We start from the raw sequence: 12,821 nt of genomic DNA on the forward strand, positions 1-12,821 counted from the left end.
GGTACGCCAAGACGCAGGCGGACAGCCCCGACAACATGTGGACCGCCGCCCACGTCCGCTACCACCCCATGTTGACCGTGGCCGGGTACGCGGCCACCCCCGAGACCTACGAGACGATCCTGGTCGAGCGCAAGGGGCGGGTCGGGCTGATCACGCTCAACCGGCCGGAGGCGCTGAACGCGCTGAACACCCGGCTGATGAACGAGGTCGTCGCGGCCGCCACGGCCTTCGACCGGGACCCGGAGATCGGCTGTCTGGTGATCACCGGCTCGGAGAAGGCGTTCGCGGCCGGTGCGGACATCAAGGAGATGCAGGGCAACCGGTTCCCCGACGTCTACCTGGACGACTGGCTGGGCCCGTGGGACCGCCTCGGCGAGCTGCGCAAGCCGGTCGTCGCGGCGGTGGCGGGCTTCGCGCTCGGCGGCGGCTGCGAGCTGGCCATGCTGTGCGACATCCTGCTCGCGGCGGACACCGCGAAGTTCGGGCAGCCGGAGATCAAGCTCGGCGTCATCCCGGGCATCGGCGGCTCGCAGCGGCTGACCCGGGCGGTCGGCAAGGCCAAGGCCATGGAGCTGTGCCTGACCGGCCGGATGATGGGCGCCGAGGAGGCCGAGCGGGCCGGCCTGGTCTCCCGGATCGTCCCGGCGGACCAGCTGCTCGCCGAGGCGCTGGCCACCGCCGAGAAGGTCGCGGAGATGTCGGCCACGGCGGCCATGATGCTGAAGGAGAGCGTCAACCGCGCCTTCGAGACCACGCTCGCCGAGGGCGTCCGCTTCGAACGCCGCATGTTCCACGCAGTGTTCGCGACGGCGGACCAGAAGGAGGGCATGGCCGCCTTCGCCGAGAAGCGGCCGGCCTCGTTCACCCACCGCTGACGGGCACGGGTGGCGTGACGCGCGCCCGGTGGCGGGTGCAGCGGGCGGACGTGTAACAGATAACAGCTGACAGATAACAGCTGACAGATGATTAAATCTGTCAGCTGTTATCTGTTCGCTGAAAGTTGTCAGCTGTCATCTGTCGGCGGTCCGCCCGGTCGACGGGTGCCCGCTCGCCGGTGGCGGCCTCGGCGAGCGGCGATCGGCATCGGCGATCGGCATCGGCGATCGGCATCGGCCACCGACCGCAAGGCGGCGGTGGTACCGCCTCAATCGTCCGTCACCAGCGCGGTGTTGAGGCGGGCCAGGCCGCCGCGGGTGGCGGCCACCACGATGCGGTCACCCGGGGCGAGGCCACGGGTGCGGTCGGCGTAGTTCCACTGGTAGGTGTGCGGGCTGCGGGCCAGCCGGACGGCGAGCACCCGGACGCCGCCCGGGTCCTCCAGGTCGTGCCGGTTCATGCCGACCAGGCCGCTGCCCTCCTCGGCCCGCAGTTCGGCGATCAGCAGCACGTGCCGGAAGACCGAGAGGGTCCCCAGCACCTCGCGCCCCATCAGGGCCGCGGCGAAGGCGGGCGCGGCCAGGTAGGAGGTCGAGCGGGACGCCGCGTTGTCCAGGGTGGCGTAGACGTGCTTGGCGAAGTTGTCGTCGAAGAGCCGGACGACGACGCGCACGTCGGGCCGGCCCGCGCGCGCCTCCAGGGCCGCCTCCAGGTTGGTGGCGTCGTCCCCGCTGACCGCGACCACCGCCCGGCTGTGCTTCAGCCGGGCCCGGCGCAGCTGTTCCGCCAGCGGACCATCGTCGACCACCACCGGTACGCCGAGCGCGCGGACGGCGGAGATGCCGCGGACCTGCGGGTCGCGCTCCAGGCCGACCACCGGCACGCCCAGGCTGTGCAGTTGGGCGACGACCCGGGTGCCGACGTTGCCCAGCCCGGCGACGATGACGTGGTCCCGGGTGCCGGCGCCGGGGTTGCGGGGCTGGCCGCGCCGGCCGGAGGCGAGCACCTCGACCATGATCGCGGTGGCGACCGGTGCGAAGGTGATGCCGCAGAAGGTGATCACCACCTGGGCGACGCGCTGCCAGGTGCCGCCGGTGCCGGTGCCGGCGGCCGCGTCGGCGGGCTGGTCGGGCTGGGCCGCGCCGGCCAGGTCGAGCAACGAAACGTAGAGCGACCAACCGAAGTCCCGGTTGAGGTACCAGAGCAGGCCGAAGGCCATCAGCACCGCAGCGAACGCGGTGATCAGCACCAGCCGCAGCCGGGCGCTGGTGAAGAAGCGCAGGGTGTCGAGCAGCCGCCAGCGCAGCCGGCGTAACCAGGAGATCCGGACCGGCGGCTCGCTCGGCAGGGCCTGCAGGGCGGCCACCCCACCCGGCCCTTCCGGTGCCTCCGGCTCCTCCGTTCCCGGCTCCGATCCCAGCTCCGGACCAGGCTCCGGCTCTGGCTCCAACTGGACCCCCGCCTCCCGCTCCCGCTCCGGCGCCGGTTCGCCTTCGGTAGCGGGCCCGGCGACGGCATCAGCCCCGACCTCACCGGTCCCCTCCGGCGCCCGGCGGGCGGCGGTGCCGCGCCGGACCGGGCCGTCGTCCCCGAACTCGGCGGCGAGCCGGACGAAGGAGGCCGAGTCGCCCTCCTGGTCGGGCAGCAGCCGGATCCGGCTGAGGTCCTGCCGGTGGATCCGGTCGGCGACGATGCAGATCCGGCCCGGGTCGATGTCGTCGTCGTAGGCGATGTGCAGGAAGCGGTCGCCGACCTGGACGGAGTTGGGGCGGGAGAGCGCGGCGGCGGCGAAGGCGGGTGCGGCGGTGGCGGAGCCGGAGAGCGCGGCGGCGTTCTTCAGCAGCCGCTCGACGTTCTCGCCGAGCCGCTGGTTGAACATCCGCAGCACGATGCGGATGTCGTGGTTGTACTCCTGGGCGCTGAGCGCGGTGTGGATGTTCTCCTGGTCGGTGCCGTCGACCAGGGCGATCCCGCGCGCGGTCTCGACCCGGACGGCCCGCAGCGCCTCCTCCGTGATGCTGCCGTACTCGACCACGGCGGCGACCCCGGGCAGCTGCTCGATCTGCGGCGCGTGGTCGCGCGTGCGGTCCGGGACGAGCACCACCACCGGGACCTCGTACTGTTCGACGAGTTCGAGGGCCAGCCGGTGGGCGAGCGCGTTGCCGCCGCAGACGATGTAGTGCTGGCTGATCGGCTCGACCGGAGGGGTCCCCCACCCTTCAGAAGTCATACCGCCGGATGGTATCGACGACAGATGGTCGGCACGTGTCGTTCCGGTGACCGAGGGGAGATCAGTTGCCTCCCCCGCTGCCTCCCCTGAACGGGTGCGCCCGGCGCGCGGGCCCCGCCCGCCGGAACGATCATGGGTGCACGCCCGCCCGCCACCGGCCGCCGTCGGCCGTCAGGAGTACGTCACCATGGTCTCCCCGATCATCGACCCCAACGGTTCCCCCATCAAGGGCCCGCTCGGACAGCTCGCCAAGGCCGCCTGGCAGGTGCTCCTGATCGCCGGGCTCGCCTCGCTCGCGCTCGGCATCGTCGTCTTCGCCTGGCCCGAGCAGACGCTGCTGGTGGTGGGCGTGCTGTTCGGCCTCTACCTGCTGATCATCGGGATCGTGCAGCTGGTCGCCGCGTTCGGCACCCACACCACCACCGCGCTGCGGGTGTTGGCCTTCATCAGCGGGACGATCTGCGTCCTGCTCGGCCTGCTGTGCTTTCGCAGCGCGGCGCAGTCGGTGCTGCTGCTGGCGATCTGGATCGGCATCGGGTGGCTGTTCCGCGGCATCACCCAGATCGCCGCGGCGATCTCGGACGAGGGGATGCCCGCCCGCGGCTGGCAGATCTTCGCCGGTGTGGCCAACACGCTGGCGGGCGTGCTGCTGATGGTCTGGCCGGTCGGGTCGATCACCGCCCTGACCATCCTGGCCGGGTGCTGGCTTTTGATCCTGGGCCTGATCGAGATCGTGACGGCCTTCCAGGTCCGCCACCGGGCCAAGCGGATCCCGTCCGGCGTCTGAACAGCCGGTCGGATACGGCCCGACGGCTACGGCCCGGCGCTACGGCACCGGGGCGTAGCCGAGCCGGAAGCCGGCCGCGTCCAGCCGTTCCGGGGTGAGGCGGACGTCCGTCAGCCGTTCGGCGAGTGCGAACGCCGCCTCGGTGTGCAGCCTGGGCCCGGCACCGGCGGCCTCCGTACCCGCAGCCGCACCCGATTCGACACCCGGTTCAGCTTCCGCCTGCCCGTCGTCGGTGAGGTCGAAGCCGCAGTGGGCCAGCAGCTCCGCCGTCCCCGGGGCCTCGGCGTCCTCACCGTCGCGCTGGGTGGGGAAGAGCGGCTCGAAGTGGAGCCGGTTCGCCGCTCCCTCCTGCCAGTGGAAGCTGTCCACCGCGTTGCAGTTGCGGAAGTGCGAGACCAGCCGGGTGCCCTCGGCGAGCCTCGGGACCGCGTCCCAGAGCGAGCCCAGGTAGCCGTTGACCTCGACCGCGACGGCCCAGCCGTCGAACTCGGTGACGGCGACGAGCATCAGGTCCTCGTCGCCGTCCGGGGCGTGTTCGTCCTCGCCGTCGTCGAACGTCTCCCAGGCCTCGACCACCGCCGCCAGGCCGGTGACCGGACGGCCCGGGACGGCGTCGAACCGGCGCAGCAGCTCGTCGGCGGAGATCCCCTGGACCTGCGTCAGGCAGTAGGCCTCGGCGAGGTCGGGGTAGCGCTCCTCGAACCAGGTGAAGTCGGTGGCGTGTGCAGGCATGTCAGGGATGCTGCCAGACCCCTCCGACAGCGGCGGCGCCCGGGTCTCCGTCGGCACCGTCTCCGTCGGCAGCGCACCGCCCGGTCACAGCCAGACCGGCTCGTCGGTGCCCCAGCGGCCCGGCGGGCGGGCCCAGTCGGCGGGGGCGCCGTCGTAGGCGACGGGCGGGAGCGCGTGGCGCAGCCGGCCGTACGAGGAGTCGGTCTCGGCGAGGCCGGCCCCGGGCGCGTACGGCTCGTCGTTGAGCGGGGGGACGGTGGCGATGCCGTGCTGGAGCCAGGAGGCGGTGCCGGCCAGGGAGAAGCGCAGGTGGCGGCCGCCGGGGCGGCCGGTGCGCTGGTCGGTGAGGGCGCGCAGGACGCCGGCGGCGATCAGGTAGCCGGTGCCGTGGTCGAGGGCCTGGGCGGGCAGGACGCCGGGGTGGCCGTCGGGTCCTGCCTCGGTGGCGGCGATGCCGACGCCCGCCTGGACCAGGCTGTCGAAGCCGCGGCGCGCGGCCCAGGGGCCGGTCCAGCCCCAGGCGTTGAGCTGGGCGACGATCAGGCCGGGGCGGCGTTCGAGCAGGGCGTCGGGGGCGAGGCCGTGGGTGTCCAGGGCGCCGGGGCGGTAGCCGGAGACGACGACGTCGGCGGTGGCGAGCAGGTCCTCGAAGGCGGCGCGGGCAGCGGGGTCGGCGAGGTCGAGGCGGGTGGAGCGCTTGCCGAAGCCGGTGTCGGCGTGGGCGTCCTCGGCCTCGGGCAGCCGGGGCGTGTCGATGCGCAGGACGTCGGCGCCGAGCAGGGCGAGGGTGCGGGTGGCGACGGGTCCGGCGATCACCCGGGTGAGGTCGAGGACGCGGATGCCGGCGGCGGGCAGCGCGGCGGCGGGCAGGGGCCGAGGGGCGGTCTCTCCGACCGTGCGGATCTCGGCCAGCGGGTGCGTCGTCTCACGCGCCGGCACGACGGCGACGGCGAGCGCCCCCGCCTCGTAGGCGCGCTCCTGGATCCACTCGGCGGGGTGGTCGCGCAGGGTCGCGGCGAGCTGGTCGGGCCCGGTGCCGTCGGGCAGTCCGAGGGCGGTGAGCAGGCGGGCGCGGTGGTGCGGGTAGTTGGCGTGGGTGCGGACCCAGCCGTCGGCGGCCTGCCAGAAGCCGGACAGCGGCGCGAAACTGACCGGGGTGCGGCCGTCGATCTGCAGGTGGCGTTCGCTGACGAAGGCGGTGGCGACGGCCCCCTGGTCGATCCGGACGGCGGGCACCTCCTCCACCGCGACGCCTTCGCGCGGGCCGACGCCGGCCTGCCCGCCACCGGGCTGCCCGTCACCGCGTCGTCCGCCACCGGGTCGTCCATCACCGCGCCGTCCGGCGCCGCGCAGTGCGGACAGCTCCGCGGCGGCCAGCGAGCACGCCGCGACGGTGGCCCGGGCCAGCTGCCGGACCGGGAGCCGCGCCGGCAGGACCGTGTCGGGGCCGTGGAAGGAGACCCGCTCCAGCAGCCCCGCCCGCCCGCCGAGGGCGGCCCAGGCGTGCGCGGTGGGCTCGTCGTACCCACCGGAGGGGCCCTGCGTGGACCGGTCGGCGGCGGACCCGCCGTGGGAGGGCTGGTCGGGGGCGGGCATCGGACGCTCTGTCATGCCCGCATTCTGCTCCCGTCGGCAGGCGCGCGCCGTGACCCGCGCCACCACCGCCGGAACCGCCACCAGCGCCGGCACCGTCACCACTGCCACCACCGCCACCACCGCCACCACCGCCACCACCGTCACCGCCGCCGGAGCCACCACCGCCCGCGGCAGCGCAGGACAGCACCCGCCCACCCCACCGAAGACGACGCAGCAGGCGAAAGCCCGCCGGGTCGGCGCGACCGGCGGATAGGGTGCGAACGGCGGGGGCCGCGGGGGGCCTCCCGGACTGCAAGAGGAGCCAGGAGCCGGCATGCACGCGATCCACCGTCTCGACCTCGGCTACTTCGTCCGCCCGGCCGCCGAGGCCGGCGGGCCCGAACCACGGGTCGAGCCGGTGCTCGCGTACCTGGTGCGGCGGCCGGAAGGGCTGCTGCTGTTCGACACCGGGATCGGCGGCGGCGATCCCGGGACGGAGGCGCACTACCGCCCGGTCCGCCGTCCGCTGCCGGCGGCGCTCGCGGCGGTCGGCGTCGCACCGGCGGACATCGACCTCGTGGTCAACTGCCACCTCCACTTCGACCACTGCGGCGGCAATCCGCTGCTGGCGGGCACCCCGGTGCTGGTGCAGGCGGCGGAGCTGGCGACGGCCCGGCGCGGCGACTACACGATCGATGCGCTGGTGGACTTCCCCGGCGCGGTCTACCGGGAGCTGGACGGCGAGGCGGAGGTCTGGCCGGGCGTGCGGGTGGTGCCGACCCCGGGGCACACCGACGGCCACCAGTCGCTGCTGGTGGACCACCCGGACGGCGGCACGGTGGTGCTGGCCGGTCAGGCGTACGACTTCGCGTCCGAGTTCGGCTCGGCGGTGCTGGCCCGGCGGGCGGCCGCGGAGGGCGTCGCACCGCCGCTGCCCGGCTACCGGCCGTGGCTCGACCGGCTCCTCCGGCCGGACGCACCGGCCGGGGGCGGGCCGCGCCGGGTGCTGTTCGCGCACGACAACGCCGTCTGGGAGCCGGCCGGGCAGTCCTGACCCGGTCCCGCCCGGCCCGGGGGCACGCGCCCCGGCCGGGCATCGCCCGGAGCCGCGCGTCAGAGGGTGAAGCGCAGCGAGCGGACGCGGTGGTCGAAGTTGGACGGGACCAGCTCCGGCTCGCCGACCGACCGCGCCTCCGGGAAGCGGGTGAACAGCTCGCGGAAGAGCACCTTCATCTCCTGCCGGGCGAGGTGCGCGCCGAGGCAGTAGTGCGGCCCGCCACCGCCGAACCCGAGATGGGGGTTGGGGCTGCGGGTGATGTCGAAGGCGTCCGGATCGGTGAAGACGGCCTCGTCGCGGTTGGCGGAGGCGAAGTAGAGGACCACCTTCTCCCCCGCGCGCAGCAGGGTGCCGTCGGGGCCGCCGAGCCGGTGGTCGACGGCCAGGGTGCGGCGGAACTGGATGATCGGGGTGGAGTGGCGGACGATCTCGTCGACCGCGCCGCCGAGCCGGCCGTCCAGGTCGCCGAGCAGCAGGGCGCGCTGCCCGGGGTGGACGGTGAGCAGGTGCAGGCCGTGGGCGAGCGCGTTGCGGGTGGTCTCGACGCCGGCGACCAGGAGCAGGGAGAAGAAGGCGCCCAGCTCGCGGCCGGTCAGCCGGCGGCCGTCGACGTCGGCGGTGACCAGGGCGGAGATGAGGTCCTCGGTGGGGCGGCGGCGGCGTTCGCGGCCGAGCTCGGCGACCATGCCCTGCATCCGGGCCAGTGCCAGCAGCCCGCGTCCGGGCATCCGGAGCCGGCGGCGCAGCGGGCGGGCGACGCCGGTGTGCTCGGAGGCGTGGTTGACCTGGTCGAGGATGGCGCGGCGGGGTTCCTCGGGGATGCCCATCATGTTGCAGATCACCTGGAAGGGGAGTTCCGCGGCGACGGAGGTGACGAAGTCCTCGGGGCGTTCGCGTTCCACCCGGTCGACCAGGCGGGCGGCGACCGCGCGGATGTCGTCCTCGACCCGGGCGATCAGCCGTGGGGTGAAGGCTCGGGAGACGATCCGGCGCAGTTGGGCGTGGCGGGGGTCGTCGAGGTTGACCATGGAGTCGCCGAAGAGCAGCCGGACCCAGCGGGCGGGTTCGGGGGTGGTGACGCCGGGTCCGCTGAGGAAGACGGCGGGGTTGCGGCCGGCCTCGACGACGTCGGCGTGCCGGACGAGGGCGTGGAAGCCCCGGCCCGGGCCCTTCGGCGGGCGCTCGCCGTAGAAGACCGGGCCGGGCAGGCTGCGCAGGGTGGCGAAGACGGCGTCGCGTTCGGCGGCGGGCAGGCGCCAGAACGCGGGGTCGGCCGGGCCGGCCGGGGCAGCCGGGCCGGGCCGGACGGGCGGGGTGGCGGCGGCCGCCGGGTCGGTCGCCGTGCCCGTGGCCCCGGTGGTCCCCATGCCTGGTCTCCTGTCCGCGTCGGTTGTCCGCTCGGTGCTCCCCCACGGTGCACGCGTGTGCACATTTAGTGAGCAAGCGGCAGACGCTGTCAAACCGCACCGACCGTATGACAAGCGGACTATTTCGAGGGCGCTGGTGGCCGGCACCGGGCGTCGCGACGCGTTCAGACCCGCGCGTGCGAGGTGATGTCCGCCCCGAACTCCGCCACCAGCGCCGGTGTGACGGTCGGCCGGGCCGCGCGGATCGCCGTCAGGTAGTCGGCGGTGCTCGCGCCCTCGGTGCCGTCCGGCGCGGTGAGGTCCCGTTCGAAGGCCGCCTGGGCGGCCACCCGGGCGGCGTGCTCGATGTCGGCGGGGGTGAACAGCTCGCTCGCGCCGACCACCACGTCGAGGTCCACGCCGGCGCGCCCGGCCGCGTACCGGGACCAGATGGCGGCGCGGGCGGCCGCGTCGGGGGTGCCGATCGGGATCAGGTAGTCGAAGCGCCCGGGGCGCAGGAACGCCGGGTCGAGCGAGCGGATCGAGTTGGTGGCGCAGACCAGCAGCCGCTCCTCGCCCTCGCGGAAGCCGGGGATCAGCTTGAGCAGCTCGTTGGTGACGCCGTGCATGCCGCCCTGGACGCCCTCGGTGCGGACCGGGGCGATCTCCTCGACCTCGTCGATGAAGACCAGCGCCCTTTCCAGCCGGGCGATCCTGGCGAAGGCGTCGCGCAGCGCGGCCGCCAGGTTGCCCTCGTCGGCCAGCCGGGACGGCAGCAGTTCGACGAAGGGCCAGCCGAGCCGGGAGGCGATCGCCCGGGCGAAGGTGGTCTTTCCGGTGCCGGGCGGGCCGAACAGGGCGATCGCGCGCGGCGGCCGCACGCCGTGCCGGGCCGCGCGCTCGGGTTCGGCGAGCGGGAGGACCACCCGGCGTTCGATCAGGTTCTTCTCGGTCTCCATGCCGGCCACCCTGGTCCACAGGTCGCCGGGGAGCAGCCGGCCGCCGAGCTCGTCCAGGAGGCCGCCGGCGGCGCCGGCCGGCGGTTCGTCCTTCTCGAAGTAGGCGGCCGCCGGGCGCCGGGTGTAGCCGGCGTTGTGCAGGCCCTCGCCGAGCAGTTCCTCCTCCGGCAGGACGTAGGCGATCCGGCGCACCCGGCAGGCGACCAGCCGGCGCTCCAGTTCGCGGAGCAGCGCGCTGGCCAGGCCCCGGCCGCGCCAGGCCGGGGCGATGGCGATCCGCATCACCCAGGCGCGCTCCGCCGCCACGGTGGCGAGCGCGGCGCCGATCGGCTCGCCCTGGTGGACGGCGACCACGGCCGGCTGGCGGGAGGTCAGCGCGCCGATGCACTCGGCGAGCGAGAACACCGACTCCTGGCCGAGTCCGGCCGTGGTGTCGATCAAGTGGACCACCGCCGCGAGGTCGTCCTCGCGATAGTCGTGAATCAGCCAGTGCACCGGCCCGCCCGCCTCTCCGTCCCCACCGGCTCCGGGCCGGCCGTCCGACCGGCGGCGCTGCGCCGCGCGGTGCCCGAACGGTACGGGCGGGCGCGGGCAGCGGTCCCGCGCCGGAACGGACAACCCGGGCCCCGGCAACCGGACGAACCGCCTCTACCGCACGGGCCCGGCAAGGGAATCCGCCACCGGGGGCGGCACCGGAGCGGGACGGGGGCCGGGCCGGGCGGGACCAGCACGGGTACCGGACCGGTACCCGCGACGGGGGCCGGCGGGTGCCCGGACAGGCGGGCGGACGGGGCCGGACGAACCGGTCGGGGCGGCCGGCCGGGCATGGTCCCACGGGGTGGAACCGGCCAATACCCGAGGGGGCGGTACGGGCCGGCGGGGACGGGTGCGACGATGAGTGTCATCGTGATGACCGACCGGATCCGCTCGCTGCGCGCCGTGGTCTTCGCTGCGCTCTGCGTGGCGCTGGCCGCCACGGCGCACGTCGCCATGGCCGGCTCCGGGGTGTCCGCGCCGGTCCTGGCGGGCGCGTTCGCGGTCACGCTCGGCTTCAGCTGGCTGCTGGCCGGGCAGCGGCGCGGGCTCGGCCTGATCAGCGCCTGGATGGTGGCGGCGCAGACCGCACTGCACCTGACGTTCGAACAGGCCGGGGCGCTCGCCGCCGGCCGCGGCCTGGGCCGGCTCGGGACGACGGACTGGGCGAGCCTGCTGCTCTGCAATCCGGAACGGGCGCCCGCCGGGATCTCGCCGGCCGACCTGGCCCGGATGGCCGGGATCGATCCGGACGTCCCGCCGGCCGGGGGCCTCCGGGCCGCGGCCGGGGGGCACCACCTGGGCACGCACGGCGGCACGGTGTCCGCCGGCGCGACCGGCCACGGCATGACCGGAATGGACGGCATGTCAGGGATGGCCCCGATGTCCGGCGGACCAGGCGGCACGGGCATGTCCGGCGGACCGGGCGGCTCCGGCCTGACCGGTGGCACCGGAATGTCCGGGCACGACATGGCGGCGCACGGGATGTCCGCCGGGATGATCGCCGCCCACCTGCTCGCCGCGCTCGCCTGTGCGCTGCTGCTCTGGCGCGGCGAGACGGCACTGGCCCGGCTGTTCGAACTGCTCGCCGCCCTGGGTGCGGTGCTGGCCGGTGCGCTCCTCGCGCCGCTGCTCGCCCTCTGGTGCCGTCCGCGCGGCTACCGGCCGCCGGCCTCGCCCAGACCCGCCGCCGGCCGGGTCCGCCCGCCGCGGCTGCTGCTGCTCTCGCACGCCGTGGTCCGGCGCGGCCCGCCGTGCGCCGCGCCCGTCTGCTGACGCGCCCACCGTCCGAGTTCCGACGCCGCACCGGCGTCCGCCGCGTGGTGGGCAGGTCGCCCTGCGCCGTGCCGTGGCCGATCGGCTGCGCCGCCAGGGCCCGGGCCCGCGTCCGCCGCCGCCCCCGCCGGGGTGCCGCGGCGTGCGCGCCGCCCCACCGATGCCGAGCCTGCCGCCCTCAGCGGCACGGCTCCCACAGCCCTCCCCCTCAGGACCTTCCATGCCTGACTACGACGGCGCACCGGCCTCGACCGGCGCCACCGTCCTACCGCACCGGCCCGCCGTTCCCCTGTCCGGAACGGCCGGCCGCGCCGACGTCCCCGTCCGCTCCACCGTCCCGGTCCCCGCTCCCGCCCCCGTCCGGATCCGCGTCGGCATCGGCGTCGGCGTCCGCCTCGAAGTGGCCGCCGTGGCCGTCGGGGCCCTCCGTGCCGAGGCGGGCGAGGAGCCGCGCCGTCCAGTCCTCCGACGGGCCGTCCGCGCCGGCCGCGGGCAGCACGCCGCGCAGCCGTTCCGCCCGCTCCAGCCACTCCCGGCAGACCGTGCACCGGGCGACGTGCTTGTCCAGCCGTCGGCCCGGGACGCCGGTCGGCTCGCCGTCGAGGCGGGCGGAAAGGGCGGCACGGAACTCGGCGCATCTCATCTGACCATCGTCCCGCATCGGCCCGGGCGCCGGACCGGCCGGGGGCACGGCCCGGTGCGCGGCCAGGTGCACGGCCACGTGCACGACCGGAGGGGAGGCCGTCGTGGATGACGAGCAGCTCACCACGCTGGCGCTGTCCGCCCGCGAGGGCCGGGCGGCCGACGTCGAGGCCTTCGTCCGGGCCACCCAGCGGGACGTGTGGCGGTTCGTCGCCCACCTCACCGACGTGCAGTCCGCCGACGACCTCGCCCAGGAGACCTTCCTCCGGGCCCTGCGCAGCCTGCCCGGGTTCGCCGGGCGCTCCTCGGCCCGGACCTGGCTGCTCTCCATCGCCCGGCGGACGGTCATCGACCGCTACCGCACGGCCGCGGCCCGGCCGCGCTGCGCCGCCCTGCCGGACTGGCAGGAGGCGGCCGAACGCCAGGGCACACCGCCGGCGGCCGGGTTCGAGGACGGGGTCGCGCTCGGCGACCTGCTCGACCGGGTGCCCGCGCAGCGCCGGGAGGCCTTCGTGCTCACCCAGGTGGTCGGGCTCAGCTACGCCGAGGCCGCGCTGGTGGCCGGCTGCCCGGTCGGCACCGTTCGTTCCCGGGTGGCGCGGGCCCGGGAGGAGCTGATAGCACGGCTCCGCGCGGCGGAGAGCGGCGAGACTCCCCCGCCGGGACCGGCCGCCGAGCTGGCGACGGCCTGCTGAAGCAACCTCGCGCGCACGGGCAGGTGCGGGCGGGGGCGGGGCCGGTGGGTGCCACAGCAGCCACCGCCCCCGCCCCGCCGTCACCGCCGCACCGTCCCCACCCTCCCCCAGAT

Annotated in this window: 12 protein-coding genes; 6 read left to right on the forward strand and 6 right to left on the reverse strand. The window is 75.5% G+C overall.

What is annotated here, in order from left to right; genetic code table 11:
• Positions 1-68: 68 nt before the first annotated feature.
• The gene (locus tag ABZ885_RS25760) at positions 69-875 is read left to right on the forward strand and encodes an enoyl-CoA hydratase (protein ID WP_360193108.1); all 807 of its coding nucleotides are present in this window, start codon (positions 69-71) and stop codon (positions 873-875) included.
• 269 nt (positions 876-1,144) lie between these two features.
• On the opposite strand, the gene ABZ885_RS25765 is transcribed toward ABZ885_RS25760, so the two are convergent.
• Complete coding sequence (locus ABZ885_RS25765) at positions 1,145-3,106, reverse strand: NAD-binding protein (protein ID WP_360193080.1); 1,962 nt, start codon at positions 3,104-3,106, stop codon at positions 1,145-1,147.
• Positions 3,107-3,242: 136 nt separating this feature from the next.
• On the opposite strand from ABZ885_RS25765, the gene ABZ885_RS25770 reads away from it, so the two are divergent.
• On the forward strand, positions 3,243-3,893 hold the full coding sequence (locus tag ABZ885_RS25770; protein ID WP_360193083.1) for an HdeD family acid-resistance protein: 651 nt from the start codon (positions 3,243-3,245) through the stop codon (positions 3,891-3,893).
• 39 nt (positions 3,894-3,932) lie between these two features.
• Here the strand turns inward: ABZ885_RS25770 and ABZ885_RS25775 are convergent, their stop codons facing one another.
• Complete coding sequence (locus tag ABZ885_RS25775; protein WP_360193086.1) at positions 3,933-4,625, reverse strand: DUF6461 domain-containing protein; 693 nt, start codon at positions 4,623-4,625, stop codon at positions 3,933-3,935.
• 84 nt (positions 4,626-4,709) lie between these two features.
• Complete coding sequence (locus ABZ885_RS25780) at positions 4,710-6,098, reverse strand: CoA transferase (RefSeq protein WP_360193110.1); 1,389 nt, start codon at positions 6,096-6,098, stop codon at positions 4,710-4,712.
• Positions 6,099-6,270: 172 nt separating this feature from the next.
• Between ABZ885_RS25780 and ABZ885_RS25785 the strand changes: the two genes are divergently transcribed.
• Together ABZ885_RS25785 and ABZ885_RS25790 are read left to right on the forward strand one after the other, a co-directional pair.
• Positions 6,271-6,474, forward strand: coding sequence for a hypothetical protein (locus tag ABZ885_RS25785; RefSeq protein ID WP_360193089.1), 204 nt, complete (start codon positions 6,271-6,273; stop codon positions 6,472-6,474).
• A 60-nt stretch (positions 6,475-6,534) separates the two neighbouring features.
• Positions 6,535-7,254 (forward strand): N-acyl homoserine lactonase family protein, encoded by a 720-nt coding sequence (locus ABZ885_RS25790; protein WP_360193092.1) that lies wholly within the window; start codon positions 6,535-6,537, stop codon positions 7,252-7,254.
• Positions 7,255-7,313: 59 nt separating this feature from the next.
• Here ABZ885_RS25790 and ABZ885_RS25795 read toward each other — a convergent pair whose 3' ends face one another.
• Both ABZ885_RS25795 and ABZ885_RS25800 read right to left on the reverse strand, forming a co-directional pair.
• Entirely contained in the window at positions 7,314-8,624 is a 1,311-nt protein-coding gene (locus ABZ885_RS25795; protein WP_360193095.1) for a cytochrome P450, read from the reverse strand.
• Between the two features lie 164 nt (positions 8,625-8,788).
• Positions 8,789-10,057: a bifunctional GNAT family N-acetyltransferase/ATP-binding protein gene (locus tag ABZ885_RS25800; protein ID WP_360193098.1), complete on the reverse strand. Its 1,269-nt coding sequence runs from the start codon at positions 10,055-10,057 to the stop codon at positions 8,789-8,791.
• Between the two features lie 399 nt (positions 10,058-10,456).
• On the opposite strand from ABZ885_RS25800, the gene ABZ885_RS25805 reads away from it, so the two are divergent.
• Positions 10,457-11,371, forward strand: coding sequence for a hypothetical protein (locus ABZ885_RS25805; RefSeq protein ID WP_360193101.1), 915 nt, complete (start codon positions 10,457-10,459; stop codon positions 11,369-11,371).
• Positions 11,372-11,636: 265 nt separating this feature from the next.
• Here ABZ885_RS25805 and ABZ885_RS25810 read toward each other — a convergent pair whose 3' ends face one another.
• Positions 11,637-12,014 (reverse strand): zf-HC2 domain-containing protein, encoded by a 378-nt coding sequence (locus ABZ885_RS25810; RefSeq protein ID WP_360193104.1) that lies wholly within the window; start codon positions 12,012-12,014, stop codon positions 11,637-11,639.
• Between the two features lie 103 nt (positions 12,015-12,117).
• On the opposite strand from ABZ885_RS25810, the gene ABZ885_RS25815 reads away from it, so the two are divergent.
• Positions 12,118-12,708: a sigma-70 family RNA polymerase sigma factor gene (locus ABZ885_RS25815; RefSeq protein WP_360193106.1), complete on the forward strand. Its 591-nt coding sequence runs from the start codon at positions 12,118-12,120 to the stop codon at positions 12,706-12,708.
• Positions 12,709-12,821: the final 113 nt, after the last annotated feature.

This window comes from Kitasatospora sp. NPDC047058, from assembly GCF_040643935.1.
GTDB lineage: Bacteria > Actinomycetota > Actinomycetes > Streptomycetales > Streptomycetaceae > Kitasatospora.